The 17,805-nt window shown below is 44.8% G+C and carries 18 protein-coding genes and 1 pseudogene; 4 read left to right on the top strand and 15 right to left on the bottom strand.

Annotated features, from left to right (window positions below; translation table 11 throughout):
• Window positions 1-109: 109 nt before the first annotated feature.
• Entirely contained in the window at window positions 110-661 is a 552-nt protein-coding gene (locus KY305_RS07970; RefSeq protein ID WP_223062082.1) for a YhcN/YlaJ family sporulation lipoprotein, read from the bottom strand.
• A 140-nt stretch (window positions 662-801) separates the two neighbouring features.
• Here KY305_RS07970 and KY305_RS07975 point away from each other — a divergent pair, with 140 nt between their 5' ends.
• A complete protein-coding gene (locus KY305_RS07975; RefSeq protein ID WP_223062083.1) occupies window positions 802-1,338 on the top strand; it encodes a hypothetical protein in 537 nt (178 codons plus the stop codon).
• Window positions 1,339-1,372: 34 nt separating this feature from the next.
• Here KY305_RS07975 and KY305_RS07980 read toward each other — a convergent pair whose 3' ends face one another.
• Entirely contained in the window at window positions 1,373-2,764 is a 1,392-nt protein-coding gene (locus KY305_RS07980; protein WP_223062084.1) for an L-cystine transporter, read from the bottom strand.
• A gap of 150 nt (window positions 2,765-2,914) precedes the next feature.
• Between KY305_RS07980 and KY305_RS07985 the strand changes: the two genes are divergently transcribed.
• Complete coding sequence (locus KY305_RS07985; RefSeq protein WP_223062085.1) at window positions 2,915-3,991, top strand: diguanylate cyclase; 1,077 nt, start codon at window positions 2,915-2,917, stop codon at window positions 3,989-3,991.
• A 15-nt stretch (window positions 3,992-4,006) separates the two neighbouring features.
• Here KY305_RS07985 and KY305_RS07990 read toward each other — a convergent pair whose 3' ends face one another.
• Entirely contained in the window at window positions 4,007-4,846 is an 840-nt protein-coding gene (locus KY305_RS07990) for a MetQ/NlpA family ABC transporter substrate-binding protein (protein ID WP_396021513.1), read from the bottom strand.
• Between the two features lie 339 nt (window positions 4,847-5,185).
• On the opposite strand from KY305_RS07990, the gene cspB reads away from it, so the two are divergent.
• Window positions 5,186-5,386, top strand: coding sequence for a cold shock-like protein CspB (gene cspB / locus KY305_RS07995; protein WP_004430034.1), 201 nt, complete (start codon window positions 5,186-5,188; stop codon window positions 5,384-5,386).
• An 85-nt stretch (window positions 5,387-5,471) separates the two neighbouring features.
• Here the strand turns inward: cspB and KY305_RS08000 are convergent, their stop codons facing one another.
• The 12 genes and pseudogenes from KY305_RS08000 to KY305_RS08055 form a co-directional block, all read right to left on the bottom strand.
• Window positions 5,472-6,419 carry an ABC transporter permease gene (locus KY305_RS08000; protein WP_223062087.1) on the bottom strand — a complete coding sequence of 316 codons (948 nt, stop codon included), beginning with the start codon at window positions 6,417-6,419 and terminating at the stop codon, window positions 5,472-5,474.
• Window positions 6,412-7,116: pseudogene (locus KY305_RS08005) on the bottom strand (ABC transporter ATP-binding protein); the annotation flags it as partial. The gene KY305_RS08000 and the pseudogene KY305_RS08005, both read right to left, overlap by 8 nt.
• A 46-nt stretch (window positions 7,117-7,162) precedes the next feature.
• A complete protein-coding gene (locus tag KY305_RS08010) occupies window positions 7,163-7,534 on the bottom strand; it encodes a hypothetical protein (protein ID WP_223062088.1) in 372 nt (123 codons plus the stop codon).
• 12 nt (window positions 7,535-7,546) lie between these two features.
• Window positions 7,547-8,077, bottom strand: a complete 531-nt coding sequence (locus tag KY305_RS08015) for an NAD(P)H-dependent oxidoreductase (protein ID WP_214802006.1) — start codon at window positions 8,075-8,077, stop codon at window positions 7,547-7,549.
• A 24-nt stretch (window positions 8,078-8,101) separates the two neighbouring features.
• Window positions 8,102-9,643, bottom strand: a complete 1,542-nt coding sequence (locus tag KY305_RS08020; RefSeq protein ID WP_223062137.1) for a DHA2 family efflux MFS transporter permease subunit — start codon at window positions 9,641-9,643, stop codon at window positions 8,102-8,104.
• A gap of 94 nt (window positions 9,644-9,737) precedes the next feature.
• Window positions 9,738-10,403 carry an HlyD family secretion protein gene (locus tag KY305_RS08025; RefSeq protein ID WP_223062089.1) on the bottom strand — a complete coding sequence of 222 codons (666 nt, stop codon included), beginning with the start codon at window positions 10,401-10,403 and terminating at the stop codon, window positions 9,738-9,740.
• A gap of 36 nt (window positions 10,404-10,439) precedes the next feature.
• Window positions 10,440-10,904: a MarR family transcriptional regulator gene (locus KY305_RS08030; RefSeq protein WP_223062090.1), complete on the bottom strand. Its 465-nt coding sequence runs from the start codon at window positions 10,902-10,904 to the stop codon at window positions 10,440-10,442.
• A 183-nt stretch (window positions 10,905-11,087) separates the two neighbouring features.
• Window positions 11,088-12,257, bottom strand: coding sequence for a sporulation protein YhbH (gene yhbH, locus KY305_RS08035; protein ID WP_223062091.1), 1,170 nt, complete (start codon window positions 12,255-12,257; stop codon window positions 11,088-11,090).
• Window positions 12,258-12,445: 188 nt separating this feature from the next.
• Window positions 12,446-14,341 carry a serine/threonine protein kinase PrkA gene (prkA, locus tag KY305_RS08040; RefSeq protein WP_223062092.1) on the bottom strand — a complete coding sequence of 632 codons (1,896 nt, stop codon included), beginning with the start codon at window positions 14,339-14,341 and terminating at the stop codon, window positions 12,446-12,448.
• Between the two features lie 356 nt (window positions 14,342-14,697).
• On the bottom strand, window positions 14,698-15,408 hold the full coding sequence (locus tag KY305_RS08045) for a hypothetical protein (protein ID WP_223062093.1): 711 nt from the start codon (window positions 15,406-15,408) through the stop codon (window positions 14,698-14,700).
• Between the two features lie 10 nt (window positions 15,409-15,418).
• Window positions 15,419-16,132: a polymer-forming cytoskeletal protein gene (locus tag KY305_RS08050; protein WP_223062094.1), complete on the bottom strand. Its 714-nt coding sequence runs from the start codon at window positions 16,130-16,132 to the stop codon at window positions 15,419-15,421.
• Window positions 16,123-16,767 (bottom strand): YhbD family protein, encoded by a 645-nt coding sequence (locus KY305_RS08055; protein WP_223062095.1) that lies wholly within the window; start codon window positions 16,765-16,767, stop codon window positions 16,123-16,125. The genes KY305_RS08050 and KY305_RS08055 overlap by 10 nt, the downstream gene beginning before the upstream one ends.
• A gap of 149 nt (window positions 16,768-16,916) precedes the next feature.
• On the opposite strand from KY305_RS08055, the gene KY305_RS08060 reads away from it, so the two are divergent.
• Window positions 16,917-17,777 (top strand): DMT family transporter, encoded by an 861-nt coding sequence (locus KY305_RS08060; RefSeq protein WP_223062096.1) that lies wholly within the window; start codon window positions 16,917-16,919, stop codon window positions 17,775-17,777.
• Window positions 17,778-17,805 lie beyond the last annotated feature (28 nt).

The raw sequence follows: 17,805 nt of genomic DNA on the forward strand, positions 1-17,805 counted from the left end.
CCGATCCGGTCAATTTTTGAGTCTCATTCTTTACTTTATGCGCGCAAAATGGCCGTCGTGACGGCAGAGCAAATAAAAAAAGCCGCACGTGGATGCGGCTTTTCATTCATTATTTATTGGGATTCGGGAATACACGCTGAACCATTTGGCCGAACTCATCAAATAAACCGGAAACAGGATGGCCGTTTCTGATTCGTTTTCCGTAACCTTGCATACGTTCCACGAAGTCAGGGTTCGCTGATACATATACAGTGCTGACATGCTTATCGGCCGATTTCACTTTATTGGTGATCTTTTGTTTTAAGTGGTTGTTGATCGCGCCTTTTTGGCCGTTTGTCAGCATAACAGCGACATAAGCGCTTTTGCCTGAAATAATCACAGTTGCATTTTTAACTTCTTTTAAATCTGTGACCTTATCAGCTGCTTTATCCGCAACTCTCAGGTTACGGTTATCATTGCGGTTGACATTTTGATCGACGTTATTATTGTTGCGGTTCGTCGTATTCATATTTGTCGCACCGTCATTCGGCGTGTTGCGATAATTTACATTCTCAGCACGATTGTGATTACGTTTGCCTTCTCCCTGATTCCCCATGCTGCACCCTGCGGTGATAAGCATTGGCAAGAGAAGTGCTGATATGACTGCTTGTTTTTTTATCATGTGAATTCCTCCTTTCTCACTTTACGTATAGGTTTTTCTATTCAGCTCTATTTATGCATGCCGTTTGCCTAAGCCTTTTGGATAAATGTCAGGAGAAAGGGAAAGATAGCCTTATCAATCAAATGTAAGGAGGGATTATATTGTTCAGACAAAAAAGAGGAATCAGCCCGACAGCGCTGCTGATCGGATCATCATTGGTTATCGCCGCCCTATCTCCGGAAATCCGCCGAAAAATCAGCGGAATGATGTCAGGCCAGATGCATCAGGACAATAAAACGGGGCATAAAAAGGACGGATCGATGCAGCCTGCCGAACTCATTAAACAGGCATTCGGCGGTGATACTAGCGGCCAACAGCACACAGAACGCCCACAACAAAAGCAGGGCGGATCGATGCAGCCTGCCGAATTTATCAAACAAGCATTCGGCGGTGATTCAGGCGGACAGCAGCAGGCTTCTCAAGCACAGCACAAAACGGCTGATTCGTCTCAGACGGCTGACATGAACAAGCAGTCATACAGCGGAAGACATTCTGACGAACACGCGAACCGCAGAAAAGAACCGTCAGCAAAATCTCATTATACTGAGCCGATTCACTTTGAAGAAAGTGCAGTAAATGTTTTAAATGACAGCACGGTGATGAATATGCTGGAAGATTTAGAACCCGGAACCCATTAAAAAACGAGTAATCCTTTTGGATTACTCGTTTTTTTTAAGCTTCTTCCGCTTCAATAACAATTGAAGAATCATTATATACCGCAGTATCAGCCTCTTTTGTCAATTTACTCGTTAACAGGCCCGCGGTCATACTGCCGCTGACATTTAAGGCTGTGCGCCCCATATCAATTAACGGCTCGATTGAAATTAACAGGCCCGCAAGCGCAACCGGCATGTTTAAAGCGGATAAGACGAGAAGCGCCGCGAAAGTTGCCCCGCCTCCAACACCCGCAACACCGAATGAACTGATCGCCACTATCGCGATGACCGAAACGATAAACGCGGGATCGAACGGATTTTGACCGACTGTCGGCGCAATCATCATCGCCAGCATCGCCGGATAAATTCCGGCGCAGCCGTTTTGACCGATCGATAAACCGAATGAACCCGCAAAGTTTGCGATTCCTTCCGGCACACCCATGCTTTTTTGTGTTTTGATATTAAGCGGCAATGCGCCCGCGCTTGAACGGGACGTAAACGCAAATACCATTACCGGGAACGCTTTTTTAACATACGTGAGCGGATTTAATCCGCTGAATGTAATCAACAGCAAATGAATGATAAACATGACAATTAATGCGGCATAGGAAGCAAGGACAAACATCCCCAGTTTCACGATGCTGTCAATGTCGCTTGTCGCAATCGTTTTCGTCATAATCGCCAATACCCCGTAAGGCGTGAGTCGTAAAATCAAAGTGACAACCCGCATAATAATGGCATACACCGCATCAACAAGCCCGCTGAATGTTTGAGCATGCTCCGGCTGCTTCCGCTTTACGCCGAGAAAGGCAATTCCGAGAAAAGCGGCAAAAATGACGACTCCGATCGTGGAAGTCGGTCTTGCTCCCGTGAAATCAAGAAACGGATTTCCCGGCAAAAGCTCGACGATTTGCTGAGGAAGCGATTTCGCTGTCATATCCTCAGATTTTTGCTGAAGCTCCTGGCCCCTTGATAATTCCGTGCTCCCCTGGTCGATATGAACGGCCTGAAGATCAAAGGAAAGGGCGGATACGATCCCTACCGCCGCGGCAACCGCTGTAGTGGCAATTAAAATACCTATAATCAATCCGCTGATCTTTCCGATATTCTGAGTGAGCTTCAGCTTCGTAAACGCGCCCAGAATAGAAATAAAGACAAGCGGCATAACGATCATCTGAAGCAATTTGACATAACCGCCGCCGGCAATATTAAACCAATCAGCCGTTTGTATGACAATATGTGAAGCCGGCCCGTAGATCAATTGAAGCGCAAATCCGAATACAATGCCTAATCCAAGCGCCGTAAACACACGCTTAGAAAAAGAAACATGTTTTTTCTGCATCACAAACAGACCCGCTATAAGCAAAAGCATAATGATAACATGTAATACAACAAATAAATTCTCCAAAACAGGTAAACACTCCCTTGCTGATTATCCTTTAACACTATATTACACGAATTCCGATAGGTCAAGTAAGAATTAACAATATATGTATTCTTTCGATTTTTCTCTTTTCTTTCCACTCTTTCTTTAGTAACTTATATAAGGGTGATTGTTATGCTAAAGGAACTTTTTCTCAATTTGACCATTTTAGTCACATTTAACTATCTCTTCACCCTCCTTTTTAAAGAAACGCTTTCGCATAAAGAAGACCGTCCGGCTTTTCAATTATTCAAAGGGGCGGCCTGCGGACTTTTAGGGGTCTTTCTGATTGTTTTCGGCTTTTCTTACTCTCATTCGATTATTGATCTGAGAAATATCCCCATTATTATCGCCGCTCTTTACGGAGGCTGGGTGTCTACGGCAGCTGCCTTTGCGATTATCGTCGCAGGCCGTATGCTGATCAGTTTTAATATAAGCGCGATTTATTCCACCGTCGCAGTCGGCGTTATCGCACTCATCTCGGTGCTTGTCCTCCGAGGAAAAAAACCGGATCGCAAGAAGGCGTTCGTTATGCTGCTTCTATCAAACGTTATTTTTACCATTACGATGCTATTTCTGCCTAAACAGCCTGTCCAGCTCCTCGTTTGTTATTGGCTGATTTCCACTTTGGGCGGTGTGCTGTGTCTCTACTTAATGAAACACGAGGCGGATGCCCATCTTTTGTTTAAGCAATATAAGTTTCAAGCGAATTATGATTTCCTGACGGGAATTTTCAATAAAAGAAAATTCGAGGAAGTCTCTCACCACCTTTACGATCAAGCAGCCCATTCGGCCTCTTCACAGCTCGCGCTCATTTATTTAGATATCGATCATTTTAAACAGATTAATGACCAATACGGCCATTATGAAGGTGATCAGGTGCTGAAAGAACTTGGGGCACGCCTCAAGCTGGTGATCCGCAGATCTGATCCGTCAGCCCGAATCGGCGGTGAGGAATTTGCCGTGCTTATGCCGAATTGCACACATTCAAAAGGTCTGCACTTGGCAGAAGAAATCAGGCAGACAATTGATGAGGAGCCGATCCTGTTAACGAGCGGAGACACAATTCCCGTGACCGTTTCCCTCGGCTTTGCACACTATCCGACTAATACGAAAAATCCGGAAGCCCTGCCTCTGATTGCAGACCGCCTTCTGTACGAAGCCAAGACATCAGGCCGCAACAAAGTGTGCAGCACTAAAAAGAAAGAATGAATACCAAAGGAGGATTCATTCTTTCTTTTCGGTTAGGTCGCTGCCCGTCAGAAAAACGGGAATCAGGCTGCCTTGATATTTTTTTTCAATAAACGCGGCGGTATCATCTGATTGATACAGCGCCAGAATTTTTTTTAACTGCTCGTTATCCTTGTCTTCGGCTCTTACCGCGATTAAATAGATATATGCTTCTTTCGTTTGCCCCGATTGGATCAGCGCATCCTTTTCAGCATTGAATCCCGCTTTTTCGGCGTCATGTTTACTCAGAACGGCAGCATCAGCATGTGATACCTCTTTATACGCGTTCGTTTCCATTTCCGTTTTTAACGTTACATGCTTCAGGTTGTCCTTAATCATATCGGCAGACCCCGTCCCGGTAAATCCCTTTTTCAATGTAATAAAGTCAGCCTCCTGCATCAGAACGAGCGCCCTGCCGAAGGCCGCCGCTTCATCAGGCACGGCAATGACCGCTCCGTCCGGTATATCCCGCAGGCGCTTATGCTGTTTTGAATAAATCCCTAGAGACGCCGCATATGTCGTTCCTAAAGGTGCCAGCTCCTTTTTTACATTCGGGGGCAGGGACTTAAAATAGGAAACCGTTTGAAACGCGTTCGCATCAAGCTCTCCGTTGGCAAGAGCCAAATCAGCCTCAGCATAATCTGAAAACGGTATGAAAGAAAGATTCAGCCCTTCCTCTTCGGCTTTTTTCGCGACAAAATCCCAGGCAGATTGGTCAGACTCGTTAATTCCAATGTTTATCGTGCGATTCTCGGCGGGATAATGGCATGAAGTAAGTGAAATGATCAGAATGAAGAAGAACAGACCGTATAAAAGCCGCTGTTTCAAGATGACCATACTCCCTATCTATTTTTATATAAAGAAGCTATACCATAATTCGGAATCATTGTCATTTTAACCTTACCGATTTAAAATAGGGTTGTCAATTTTATTTAGGGGGTTCCGTTTCAGCTTTTCCTGTACATAAAAGTACGTTTTCTTCATTAAAATCGTTATTTCAAAAAAAAGTTACATTTAGCAGTTGTTTTTTTTCGAGATTACTGGTAGAGTAAAGGTAATTATTTTTGTTCGAACTATCTTTAAGAAGAAAGTTTTGTAAGAGTTTTCGTCTTGGAAGTTTGTTTTAGAGCAAGAATAGTGAATTTAAGCGTTATGATCGCTTTAGGAGGAAATTGCATGTTAGAAGGTAAAGTAAAATGGTTCAACTCTGAAAAAGGATTCGGATTCATCGAAGTAGAAGGTCAAGACGATGTATTCGTTCACTTCTCTGCTATTCAAGGCGAAGGCTTCAAAACTTTAGAAGAAGGCCAAACTGTTTCTTTCGAGATCGTTGAAGGAAACCGCGGACCACAAGCTGCTAACGTAACAAAAGCATAAATTGTTTTAAAACCTGCCGGCGTAAGCCGACAGGTTTTTTTTGATTTAAAAAGCTGTTTTGCATGTGCAAAACAGCTTTTTTATATCAGGTAGCGATATCACGTTTTAAGAAGACGCCAAATGCAAGAAGCTGAAAAATCACGAAGTAGATGATGAGCATCACGATAGAAAACGTCATCGTCATTCCCTCAACTAAGGGGGTGCCATTCATATACTGTGATAAATCCGTGTTGGCAAATAAGATATATTTAGCCCATTCAAATTTCGCAGCGAGAAATACAGTCGCCGTGCTGCCCATAACCAATAGAAAAATAGAGAATCCTACTGCTAATGAGCTGTTTCTGAATACTGCGGACAGCATAAACGCCATCGTCGCAAGCATAAAGGCCGAGACGGATTCATATACGTATGTTTTAGCTAAATAACCGATGATATTTTGCTCAAAAACGTGGCCGTCCTTGTATACCAAATGTACATTTCCGGCAGGATCCCCGCCTGTTCCGAAAAAGATTAATCCCAAAAGAGCCGAGCCGGCAAATAAAATCACCAGCAGCGACAGGCCGAACAGCAGCACCGTAATATATTTGGAAAGCAGAATTTGAAAACGGCTGAGCGGCCGGATAGCCAACAGCTTAATGGTTCCCCAGTTGAACTCATTCGCCACAATTCCCGCCGCGATGATAATCGTGAACAGTCCGGTCAGGGTCGTCATCATGGCAGAGTCTGCTACATAAGACCAAGCCGTGTATCCTGTATCAGCCGGGATATTGTGTTCAATACGGTAGTCGTTCTTTGCTATTTCCTCTTTCAAATTGTCTGTGAGCGTTTTATTTCCGGATTCCTTGATCTGCTGCTTCATTTCCTTGTTTTCAGCCTGAAGCTCCTGCTTCCAATTCGGATTGGCTTCATCGTTACTGAAGTGATTAGATAAAAACGCAAATCCGATCATTGAAACCCCTAAAATAATGATCATAACCCACGTGCCGACGCGGCTGAAAATTTTTATCCATTCATTATAGATCAGGTTAAGCATATTGCGCCTCCTCTTTCGTACCGCCGGTAATTTCTAAGAAACGATCTTCTAAAGATTTTGTGACGATTTTTACTTCGTATAAGCGAATGTTCTGGCGGACGAGCAGCGCAATCACATCCGGCACTTCTTGTTTAGACAGTTTCATCACCAAGCCGCTTTTCTTTTTCACGCAGTCAAACTCACTCAAAACAGAAAGAGCATCTTCTCCTTGTTCAGTATGGAAAAAGTATGTATCTTTCTCCTCTTTTCCTTCATCCCTTACATTTTGAATATCAACAAGCTCGCCTTTTTGCAGAATGCCGATTCGATCGCACATTAATTCCATTTCTGATAACAGGTGGCTTGAGACGATAACCGCCATTCCTTTTTCCCGCGTCAGCTTTTTCAGATGGTCTCTGATTTCTCTGATGCCGGCAGGGTCAAGGCCATTAGTCGGTTCATCCAAAATCAGCACCTTAGGGTCATGCAGCAGGCTCTGCGCGAGGCCCAGGCGCTGTCTCATTCCAAGGGAATATGTTTTCACCTTATCGTGAATCCTGTCTCGCAGTCCGACGAGTTCAATGACCTCATCTATTTTTTCTTTCGTAACGCCTTTTACCATCCTTGCGTACTGCTGTAAATTTTTATAGCCGCTCAGAAATTTGTAAAGCTCGGGATTTTCAACAATGGCCCCGATATGCTTTACAGCTTGAGAAAATGAAAAAAAAGGCAAATCCGTTTTACTCAGATTTGCCTTTTTTCCGTTATTTCTTTTTGTTTTTTAAGGAGAGCAGCGCATCACGATAGCTGCTATCCTGCATTTTGTCGCTTGTTGGATCGTTTTTCGGCTGATCCCCGTCAGAAGTTTTAAACTTCTGAAGCGCCTGACGGTAAACGTCATCGGCCATTGTATTCTTTTTCTCCTTATGAGAATCCGCTTTTACAACGACGGGAACATGTTCAGCCGAGCGTTCCGCGGCCGGATCATGCTTTTCCGGCTGCTGTTCGGCTGAAGTGCCGATCGCTTCTCTAGTTTCATTTTTTACATTTTGTCCAGCAGAAGTGTTACGGACGTTGAATGTGATAAGAAGTGCAATCACAATGACAGCAGCAATAACCGCTATAATAATGGCCATATAACCCTCTCCTTACTGTCCGGCTGTTAAATTACCTGTGACTTGGCTGACACGTCTGCCAAGCGCACGGCCTAATTGAAGGCCTTCTTCTGTCATCAGCACATCACTGTCAACCGGGCATGTGACACCTGCGCCATAGTAAGAGCCGTACAGCGCGTTTTCAGGGACATTGCCCGGCAGACCGACAACAATCATGCCTTGGTGAAACATCGGAGTGATCAGATTGTGCATTGTCATTTCTAATCCGCCGTGCGTTGTCGCTGTTGTACAGAAGACAGCGCCGACTTTATCGATCAGTTCGCCCTCAGCCCACAGATAGCCGAGCTTGTCGATCCACGCTTTTAATCCGGAACTGATTGTGCCGAAATGTCCCGGGCAGCCCCAGATAATAGCGTCCATATCCTTAAGCTTACGGATGTCGGCATGATCGACATGGTCGATCAGAACCTCAGCGGCGTCATTTTCTCTTGCACCTTCCGCAATGGCTTCGGCAAGATGTTTTGTGTGTTCACCTTCACTATCGTACACTACGTAAATTTTCATTCAGGAAACCTCCCAATCACAAGTTTAAGATTCCTTCACTTCTTTAGGGGCCGGAAGCAATGACAGCTCTTCTTTTTTCTTCGCTCTTAGTTTGTCTTTTCTTACGTCACGCAAGAAAAGGCTTAAGACAACGCCGATAACCGCAAAAATCGTCGCCCACATAAACGCGTCATTAATTCCCATTACGTTGGAATTAAGTGAAGCTGTTTTGTAGAGATATGAATATACGGTTGATTTAGCTGTATCAAGAGACATGTTCATGTTAACCATTAAATTCGAAACTGCGTTTTGGAACGACTGCATAAAGCTCGGATCAGCAGTGCTTGTTTTATCGGCAATTTGCGCATAATGGAATGTCGTACGATTCGTGTAAATGGTTGTGATTAAACTTGTTCCGATTGAACCGCTGATTTGGCGGAGCGTGTTGCTCATCGCCGTACCGTGGCTGTTCAAGCGGGCCGGAAGCTGGTTCATCCCGGCTGTCATAACAGGCATCATTAACAATGACATACCGAACGCGCGGATCGCGTAAACAAGCATAATGTGCGTGTAAGGCGTATCAATTGTTAATTTTGTATATTGGAATGTCGTCGCAACCGTAATGACCAGCCCGACAATCGCAAGCGGTCTCGGACCGATTTTGTCAAACAGAATTCCAGAAATCGGCGACATGATCAACATGACAATCGCGCCCGGTAAGAGAAGCAGACCGGATTGAAGCGCCGTAAAGCCGACCAGGTTCTGCAAGTAAATCGGAAGCAGGAACATTCCAGTGTAAAGCGCAACGGTAATAATGACATTTATGACACTGGACAGTGAGAAAATGTCGTATTTAAATACTCTGAAGTCGAGCATCGGTTTTTCTGAGCGCAATTGCTGAATAACAAATGCCGCAATCGCGATGATACCGACAATAACGGTAGAAAGAACGATAGGATCTCCCCAGCCGTCGCTTCCCGCTTCACTGACTCCGTAAAGCAATGAGGCAAATCCGACAATCGAAAGGATTGCACCCAAGCTGTCGAGTTTGATTTTTTGCGGCTCAACCAAGTTCTTAAAGAGGAAAAACGCTATGATAATAACGATTGCCCCGATCGGAACAAGGCCGTAGAACATGATGCGCCATGTGTAATGCTCAATAATCCAGCCGGAAAGAGTCGGTCCGACCGCAGGAGCGAACATCATCGCAAGACCGAAAATCCCCATTCCTTTCCCCCTGCTTTCAGGCGGGAAGATAAGCAGAATGGTTGTCATAACAAGCGGCTGAAGTATACCGCCGCCGACCGCCTGAATTAACCGGCCGATCAGCATGGTTGAGAAGTTAGGCGCGATTCCGCAGACTAACGTTCCCGCTGTAAAACAGAACATGGCGACGAGAAAGAGGCTTCTCTGTCCGAATCGGGTAATTAAGAAGGCCGATAACGGAATCAACACGCCGTTGACCAGCATATACCCGGTCGTCAGCCACTGAATCGTCGTTGCACTCACACCGAACTCGGTCATTAAGTGCGGCATCGCCACGTTAAGAAGCGTTTGGTTCAGGATCGCCAGGAATAACCCGGCCATAAGAACAATAAGCAATGTTTTAGGACTTTTTACTTGATTATCTGATTTAGCCACCTAAGACAACCTCCCTTCATGGTTTGATGACTGATCTGTATTATTCAGAGATTTTTACAGATGCGTTCATACCAGGAAGCACCTTGTCAGATGGGTTGCTGAGTGAAATTTTAACAGGAACTTTTTGTGTTACTTTTGTGTAGTTGCCGCTTGAGTTTGAAGACGGCAGCATATCAAATGTAGAGTTTGTCGCATAGCCGATTTCTTCTACTGTTCCGTCAAATGTTGCATTTGGATCGCCGTCAACGACAACGTCTACTTTGTTTCCTACTTCAATGTCTTTAATGTCTGTTTCTTTAATGTTAGCTGTGATGTAAAGGTGTTTCATGTCAATTTCTTGTGCAATTGTTGTACCCGCTTGCACCATTTGGCCGTTTTTTACTTCGTTTTTCACGATTGTTCCATCCATGATGGCTTTAACGTCAGCTGATTGCTGGCCTTTGATTTTCGCAACAACGTCGTTTTTGCTTACTTCTTTCCCCTCATCAAGGTTCCAGTCTGTTACTTTACCAGCCGCAGGAGCTGTGATTGCCGCCATGTCGCCGGCTACTTTTGCTTCATCGGTTTTTACATAGTGCGTGCTTTGATAATAGTAGTAAGCACCTCCGCCTATAATTGCAAGAACAACAATCAAACCGATAATGTTGGTCAGAATTAAACGTCCTCTGTTCATTTTGTTTTCTCCTTTCGTTTCTTCCTCTATCATTTTGTGGAATGATGATAAAAATATGTGGGAATTTTTTTATTTTCCGTTTTTCACTGCACAGCCGTTCGCAAGCTTCGTTAAACTTTCTGCAAGCTTACGCAGGTACTGCAGTTCAGCGGTATTAAGCTGCCTGTAAAGACCCGCTGCTTTTTCAGCGTACTGAACAGCAGCTTTCTGTAGAAGTTCTTCCCCCTCTTCGGTTAACTGAATCATAACAACACGCCGGTCATCGTGATAGTCGCTTCGAACCATTAAGCGGCGCTTATACAGAATATCTGTCATTCTGGTTACGGATGCCGGTTTCAGATCCAGCGACAAAGCCAGCCTTGAAAGCGCCGTGCTTCCGCTCTTATGTATTTTGAACATCAGCAGATATTGAAGGACTGTAATATCAAAAGGATCAAGAACAGTCTCCAGAATCATCTTTTGCTTTTTATAAATTGATCTGGATGTATCAAACAGCTGTTCAAAACTGAGCAAAGCACGTTCTGATTCAATCACCGTATTTTCGCCTCATTCCCTTAATAATAGTTCACAAGATAAAATATTAATAAATGAAAGAAGATTTGTAAAGAGAAAAGTTTCATTTTTTACGATCTTTTTTTGCGGCTTATTTTTAATTAAAAAAAGCCGTGCAGAGAACCGTTGCTGTACGATTCCTTACATGGCTTTCAGGGTGCGCTATTAACCGCTTACTCCAACTTCTTCTTTTTTAAAAAAGTTTTTCAGCGCCTGAAAAACGTCTGATTTCTGTTTTAAAATGTAATATTTGAATTTATCGTCCTTCACATTTTTATACGCAGACATGAGCGTAGAATGCCTGTTATATTGATTGACCTCGCCGTAGCAGAATAAATTCGACTTTTTCATAATGTCGTTGACAAGCTTCACACAGCGCGCGTTGTCTGACGTTAAATTATCTCCGTCCGAGAAATGAAACGGATAGATATTATAGCGGGACGGATCGTATTTTTCATCAATTAATTCAAGAGACTTTCGGTAAACGGATGAGCAGATGGTTCCGCCGCTTTCCCCTTTGGAGAAGAAATCTTCTTCCGACACGACTTTCGCTTCCGTATGATGGGCGATAAATTCAATATCAACGGTCTCATACTTTGTCCGTAAAAATCGTGTCATCCAAAAAAAGAAACTTCTTGCCATATATTTTTCCCAGACGCCCATCGAACCGCTTGTATCCATCATTGCTAAAACGACGGCTTTCGACTCCGGCTTAGTCACATCATTCCATGTTTTATATTTCAGATCCTCCGGATAAATCGGATAAAACGACGGTTTTCCCGACATGGCGTTTCGTTTATATGCGGACATCATCGTCCGTTTCTTATCAATATTCCCTGTTAACCCGGTTTTCCGGATATCATTAAATTCAATGTCGGTATGGACGATATTGTCCCTTTCCTTTTGCTGCAGATTCGGCAGTTCTAATTCCTTAAACAGCGCCTCCTCTAAGTCCATTAATGAAATTTCCGCTTCATAATAATCCTCGCCCGCCTGGTCGCCGGCACCCTGGCCTTTTCCGGCACCTTGCTTTTTATCCCCGCCGTCTCTGGCGACGACATCGCCGACCTGGCTGTCACCTTCACCTTGGCCCACATGTTTGTTTTTATCATAATTATAGCGGATCTTATATTCATCAAGCGAACGGATCGGGATTTTTACGACATCTTTTCCGTTGGACATAATAATACTTTCTTCGGTCACAAGATCTGGCAGATTATTTTTGATGGCTTCCTGTACTTTCTTTTGGTGCCGCTGCTGGTCGTCAAAGCCTTTGCGATGGAGGGACCAGTCTTCCTCTGAAATCAAAAAATTGCCGCTGTCATTGTGGGACATGAATTCCCCTCCTTAACCGTTATGGTCGTTTTACATGTGTATTCCGGCTTGGGCTGGTTTATGAAACAAGTCCGCCGAAAAGATTTATTTTTATCTTATGCCGATTTGCTCCGTCGATTGACAAACAATTGCGAAAAAGAGACAAAGAACCCGTCCTTTTGGGACGGGTTTCTGATGAAGCTCATGCATCAGCGGTTCAGCAGGCTGCCGACATACTTCAGCAATTCATTTGCGCTTGTTGAATTATAGCCGTGTTCATCTATTAAACGGGCCACAACTTCATTGACCTTTTTGAGCTGCTGCTCATCCGGTGTCTTGGTTGAGGTCGTAATTTTCACAACATCTTTTAAATCGGCAAACAGCTTTTTCTGAATCGCTTCTCGCAGCCTTTCGTGTGAATTATAGTCGAAACGTTTTCCTTTTCTCGCGTAAGCGGAAATGCGGATTAAAATTTCTTCGCGGAACGCTTTTTTCGCGTTTTCTGAAATGCCGATCTGCTCTTCGATGGATCTCATCAGCTTTTCATCAGGATTCATTTCTTCTCCCGTCAGCGGATCCCGAAGCTTATTTTTGTTGCAGTATGCTTCGACATTATCTAAATAATTGTCCATCAGCGTTTTTGCAGATTCTTCATATGAGTAGACGAATGCCTTTTGCACTTCTTTTTTGGCGATGTCATCGTACTCTTTGCGGGCCGCAGAAATAAAATTCAAATAACGCTCTTTATCTTCGTTTGAGATAGAAGGATGCTGGTCGAGCCCTTCTTTCAAAGAACGGAGCACGTCGAGCGAATTGATGGACTCCATATTTTTTCTGATAATAGTTGAAGAAATGCGGTTAATGACGTAACGCGGGTCAATTCCGCTCATTCCTTCATCATGATATTCTTTCTTCATATCTTCAAGGTCTACGGAGTTGTATCCTTCAACACTTTCTCCGTCATACAGCCTCATTTTTTTGACCAAATCGATATCAGACCGTTTCGGCTCCTTCAGACGGCTTAAAATCGAAAACATTGCAGCCACCTTTAATGTATGAGGGGCGATGTGAACGTCAGACACATCACTTTCAGAAATCATTTTTTCATAAATCCGCTCTTCCTCGGACACCTTTAAGTTATATGGGACAGGCATGACGATGATTCTGGAGTGGAGGGCTTCGTTTTTCTTGTTTGAAATAAACGACCGGTACTCCGTTTCGTTTGTATGAGCGACAATCAGTTCGTCGGCTGAGATCAGCGCGAAACGGCCGGCTTTAAAATTTCCTTCCTGCGTCAGCGACAGCAGGTGCCACAGGAATTTTTCATCACATTTCAGCATCTCCTGAAACTCCATCATCCCGCGGTTCGCTTTATTTAATTCGCCGTCAAACCGATAGGCGCGCGGGTCTGATTCCGATCCGTATTCAGCAATTGTTGAAAAATCAATGCTTCCCGTTAAATCGGCGATATCTTGAGATTTCGGATCGGACGGGCTGAAGGTTCCGATCCCTGTCCGCTTATCCTCAGAGAAGAAAATACGTTCAACCTTTACATCCTCAATTCTGCCGCCGTATTCTTCTTCAAGCCGCATGACATTGAGCGGAGAAAGGCTGCCCTCGATTCTGACCCCGTATTCTCTATAGAAGTCGTCGCGCAGATGATGGGGGATGAGATGGAGAGGGTCTTCGTGCATCGGGCAGCCTTTAATGGCATAAACAGCGCCGTTTTCAGTCAGGGAATAAGCTTCAAGCCCTTTTTTCAGCATGGTGACAAGCGTTGATTTTCCGCCGCTGACAGGCCCCATTAACAGCAAAATCCGTTTTCTTACGTCAAGCCGCTTGGCAGCCGGATGAAAATATTCTTCTACGAGCCGTTCCAGCGATTCCTCGAGCCCGAACAGCTCCCGTGAGAAAAAGCTGTATGTTTTTTTACCGTCAGCCTCCTCAATTCCGCTGTCTTTTATCATATTAAATACGCGAGAATGAGCAGACTGCGCGACCAATGGATTTTCTTTTATGATCTCCAAATAATCAGAGAACGTCCCTTCCCATTTGAGACGCTGCTCTTCCTCTCTGTACTTTTCAATTTTCTTTAATATATCCATAAGAACCTCCTCTATCATGGTTAATGCGCTATAAATAAGGTACTTTGATACAATCTATGCGGTGATGTGATGACACATGCTTTTCGTTTCTTAAAAATAAAGAGGTTTCAGCGGTCATTGACAAGGGTCGGCCGCACCGTTCATAATAAAAGAAATACAGTTTCATCCAGACTCGGACATCAAATGGAAAAACAAAGAGGAGGAGAAATGATGAAAACGATCATCATGCTGGGGGTCATTCTCACTTTTTTAGTATCCATTTTTACGGCGGGCTATGACAGCAAACCCAGGAAAGAATAACGACTGAAAGGGTGCTCTGACACAGAGCACCCTTTTCTTAGCAACATAACAATGTTTTATATTTGAATGTGTTCATGAACGCTTGATTGCGCATGGCGTTTGCAGCTCGTTTGGTACTCGATTTTACCGATTTTGCAGCCCGGGCCGATTTCCACGTGCTTTCCTCTGACTATTTCGGCATGTGTGTTTTCGAGATAAATCGTGTCACCTTCAATCAGTTCCGCTGAAAGCGTGCCTTCGTTCCGTTTGAAAAAACCTGTTTTCCGTTTGACGGCAATGGACGTGCCGCCGATTTCTTTCACACGGCTTGCATCATGGCGCAAATTGATTTTAATTTCTCCGGCATTTAACAGCCCCGCTACATCTATGCAGCCGGCGGCATGGAACCGCTCTGTCTCACAATCGCCTTTGACCGTAAGACTGCCCTTTACGTCACAATGATCACCCGCTGCATAGCCGGAAATCTCAGCAAGCCCTTTCAGCTTCATCTCCCTGAATCGCAGAGAGCCGCCGATTTTCATCGTACCGAACACGCTGATTGCACCGGCAGACAGATTTCCCTCCACCTCACTTTCTCCGAATATACGAAACCGATTGACGGCTGCATCTCCAAGGAAACGGCCCGTGCCGAAAATCCGGCAGCGTTCGCTTTGGAGCCCTTCACCGACAACGCCTTCGCCTTTAATATTTACATAATGATAGGAACCTCCTGCGGCGCGCCCGGCTCCGTACAATTTTAAATTGCTCTGTTTTTTTGTCGTTTCCACCGTAATCCTCCTATATCTTCACGCTTTTCTTTACTGAAGCGGACGGGTCACACGTAAATTCGCCGCTGTATTCCACCGTCTCAATTTGGCAATCAGCACCGATTCGGACTGTATTTCCGCGAACTGTTTTTGCTTTCGTATCCCTCAGTTCAATGATGTCTCCCTCAATTAAATCGGCAGTTAATACCGGGGCGGGCATCAGTTTCATCCGTGTGAGCACTCCTTTTCGGCTTGTCACCTGCAAATGGCGGCAGCCGATTTCTCTCACATGGCTCTCTCCGGCTGTCAGTTTGATCTTGACCTGATCGGCGTTCAGCAGACCGCCGATTTTGCATTTTCCTTCTGACCGGAATACCTCTGTCTCACAATCACTTTCAATGGCCGCTTTGCCGGATATGAAAATATCATCGGCTTTTACAATACCGCCGAAGGACGAAAACCCGGCGATGTTCAGCCGTTCAGTGCTGACATCTCCTTGAATAACGCCCGTTCCGTTTATACGGATGGATTCAGCTTCAACGCCGCCTTGAATTTTCCCCGATCCGCTGATGGTAATGGTTTTAGCCCTTACATTGCCGCCTGCTTTTCCGCTGCCGTTAAACGAAAGAGTCTCACACTCCAAATCGCCGGACACCGTGCCGCTGCCGTTTATCTCAACCGTTTGAAAGGAGCCGCCTTTTGAGCTTCCTGAACCGTTAATGACTAATTTTTCCGTTACTTCCATTGATGGTCCTCCTGCATAAACTTCGTTTTTAATTCTTCTGATGCCGCCGCAAGCGCCACCCGTTCGACCACTTTGACAGACCGTTCAAAGAGAATATGTTCTGTGTCTGCGACAAAACATGTGGCGACGCCGAGCTTTCGCAAAATGACCAGCTCTGTATGACCCTTCATTTCCGAAGCATCATATCTTTTCAGCACATCCGCCGCCATTTTTCCCTCGTCAAGACTGATATTGCCCGACTGCAAAAGCCCTTCAATCACATATAAAGACAGCAGGTCACGGGACGTGAATGCCGCGCCGGCTTCACTTTTCCCAGATTCATAGACATGGAGCGCAGCCTTTGAAATCAATCCTTTTTGAAGCAGCTCTTCCGCCGTCATGCTGACATCCTCCATTTTAGGAGACAGCATATCCCTCATTTCATCCAGAGACAGATTTTCCTTCATCTTTTGTATTTTGGAGATTCGCTTTAAAATATCATCTCTTGGAAAAAACGTTTCTTGCCCGGTAAATGTTGATTTTCGGATAAACCATTCTTCAGGGATTAAATTTTTCCGTTTCCAGCGATACAGCTGTCCGTACGAGATTGACGTTTCTTCAAGCAGTTCTTTTTTAGATATTAATTGTTCTTCCATAAATCCAGCTCCTTCGATGAAAACATTGTAACATAACACTGTTACGTTGTTAAGCAGGGATTAACAACAAATTTTTTATTGCCTGTTTGATTTCCATCATTTACAATACAGACGTAATGAAGCTTCAGATCATAAGGAGGCGTATCCGCATGACGGTTTTTGCCCTTTGTACGCTGCTGCTATCGGCTTTCATTCATGCTTCGTGGAACTTTTTATCGAAAAAGGCTAACGGCGGAGTGCCGTTCATATGGCTGTTTACGGCAATTGCAGCTGTTGTTTATCTGCCTTTGGCCGTTTGGATCGTGCTCGCGGAAAAGCCTTATTTCGGGTTATGGCAAATTGTTATGATGATCGGAAGCACCCTCGCCCATTTCACCTTTTTTATTCTTTTGCAAAAGGGTTACAAAAAGGGTGATTTGTCCCTCGTATACCCCGTCGCAAGAGGAACAGGGCCATTTCTCACCTGTATTCTGGCGATTGTTCTTTTTCATGAGAAACCGTCTGTCTGGACGATTGCAGGCACTTGTTTCATCGTACTCAGTGTGCTGTTTTTTACCGGCGGATTAAAGAAACTGACATCATCTGACTCTCTCATTCCCATTCTTTACGGTCTGGCAACGGGTGTCATGATCGCCGGCTATACGCTGTTAGATAAGGGCGCCGTCAGCACATGGTTCGTGCCTCCGCTGCTGCTGGATTTCTGCAATACGGTCGGCCGGCTCATCATCTTGACCCCTTTTGCGATAAAAAATTGGAGCGACGTACGGTACGAGTGGAAGGCACATAAAAAAGAGGCGGCGGGTGTGGGCGTCTTTAATTCATTGGCTTACATTCTGGCGCTGTCCGTTATGGCTTCCGCACCTGTCAGCAGCGTCGCGCCGATTAGGGAAATCAGCATTCTCATCGGCACGATCATGGGGACGGTGTTCCTGTCTGAAGGATTCGGCAAACAGCGGATCGCCGCGGCAGCAGTGATGGTGATAGGCGTAGTGTCCGTGGCACTTGGATAAAAAAATCCGCCCATCTTTCATGAGCGGA

The sequence above is a fragment of the Bacillus sp. YC2 genome (assembly GCF_019891195.1).
Taxonomy (GTDB): Bacteria; Bacillota; Bacilli; order Bacillales; family Bacillaceae; genus Bacillus.

Bases quoted from the DNA above. Each gene is read 5' to 3' on its own strand.
- KY305_RS08000 (WP_223062087.1), bottom strand. From the start codon at position 6,419: ATGCTTAACCTGATCTATAATGAATGGATAAAAATTTTCAGCCGCGTC.
- KY305_RS08020 (WP_223062137.1), bottom strand. From the start codon at position 9,643: ATGGCCGGGTTATTCCTGGCGATCCTGAACCAAACGCTTCTTAACGTG.
- KY305_RS08060 (WP_223062096.1), top strand. From the start codon at position 16,917: ATGACGGTTTTTGCCCTTTGTACGCTGCTGCTATCGGCTTTCATTCAT.
- KY305_RS07970 (WP_223062082.1), bottom strand. From the start codon at position 661: ATGATAAAAAAACAAGCAGTCATATCAGCACTTCTCTTGCCAATGCTT.
- KY305_RS07985 (WP_223062085.1), top strand. From the start codon at position 2,915: ATGCTAAAGGAACTTTTTCTCAATTTGACCATTTTAGTCACATTTAAC.
- KY305_RS08055 (WP_223062095.1), bottom strand. From the start codon at position 16,767: ATGGAAGAACAATTAATATCTAAAAAAGAACTGCTTGAAGAAACGTCA.
- KY305_RS08010 (WP_223062088.1), bottom strand. From the start codon at position 7,534: ATGGCCATTATTATAGCGGTTATTGCTGCTGTCATTGTGATTGCACTT.
- cspB (WP_004430034.1), top strand. From the start codon at position 5,186: ATGTTAGAAGGTAAAGTAAAATGGTTCAACTCTGAAAAAGGATTCGGA.
- prkA (WP_223062092.1), bottom strand. From the start codon at position 14,341: ATGGATATATTAAAGAAAATTGAAAAGTACAGAGAGGAAGAGCAGCGT.
- KY305_RS08050 (WP_223062094.1), bottom strand. From the start codon at position 16,132: ATGGAAGTAACGGAAAAATTAGTCATTAACGGTTCAGGAAGCTCAAAA.
- KY305_RS07990 (WP_396021513.1), bottom strand. From the start codon at position 4,846: ATGGTCATCTTGAAACAGCGGCTTTTATACGGTCTGTTCTTCTTCATT.
- yhbH (WP_223062091.1), bottom strand. From the start codon at position 12,257: ATGTCCCACAATGACAGCGGCAATTTTTTGATTTCAGAGGAAGACTGG.
- KY305_RS08025 (WP_223062089.1), bottom strand. From the start codon at position 10,403: ATGATAGAGGAAGAAACGAAAGGAGAAAACAAAATGAACAGAGGACGT.
- KY305_RS08015 (WP_214802006.1), bottom strand. From the start codon at position 8,077: ATGAAAATTTACGTAGTGTACGATAGTGAAGGTGAACACACAAAACAT.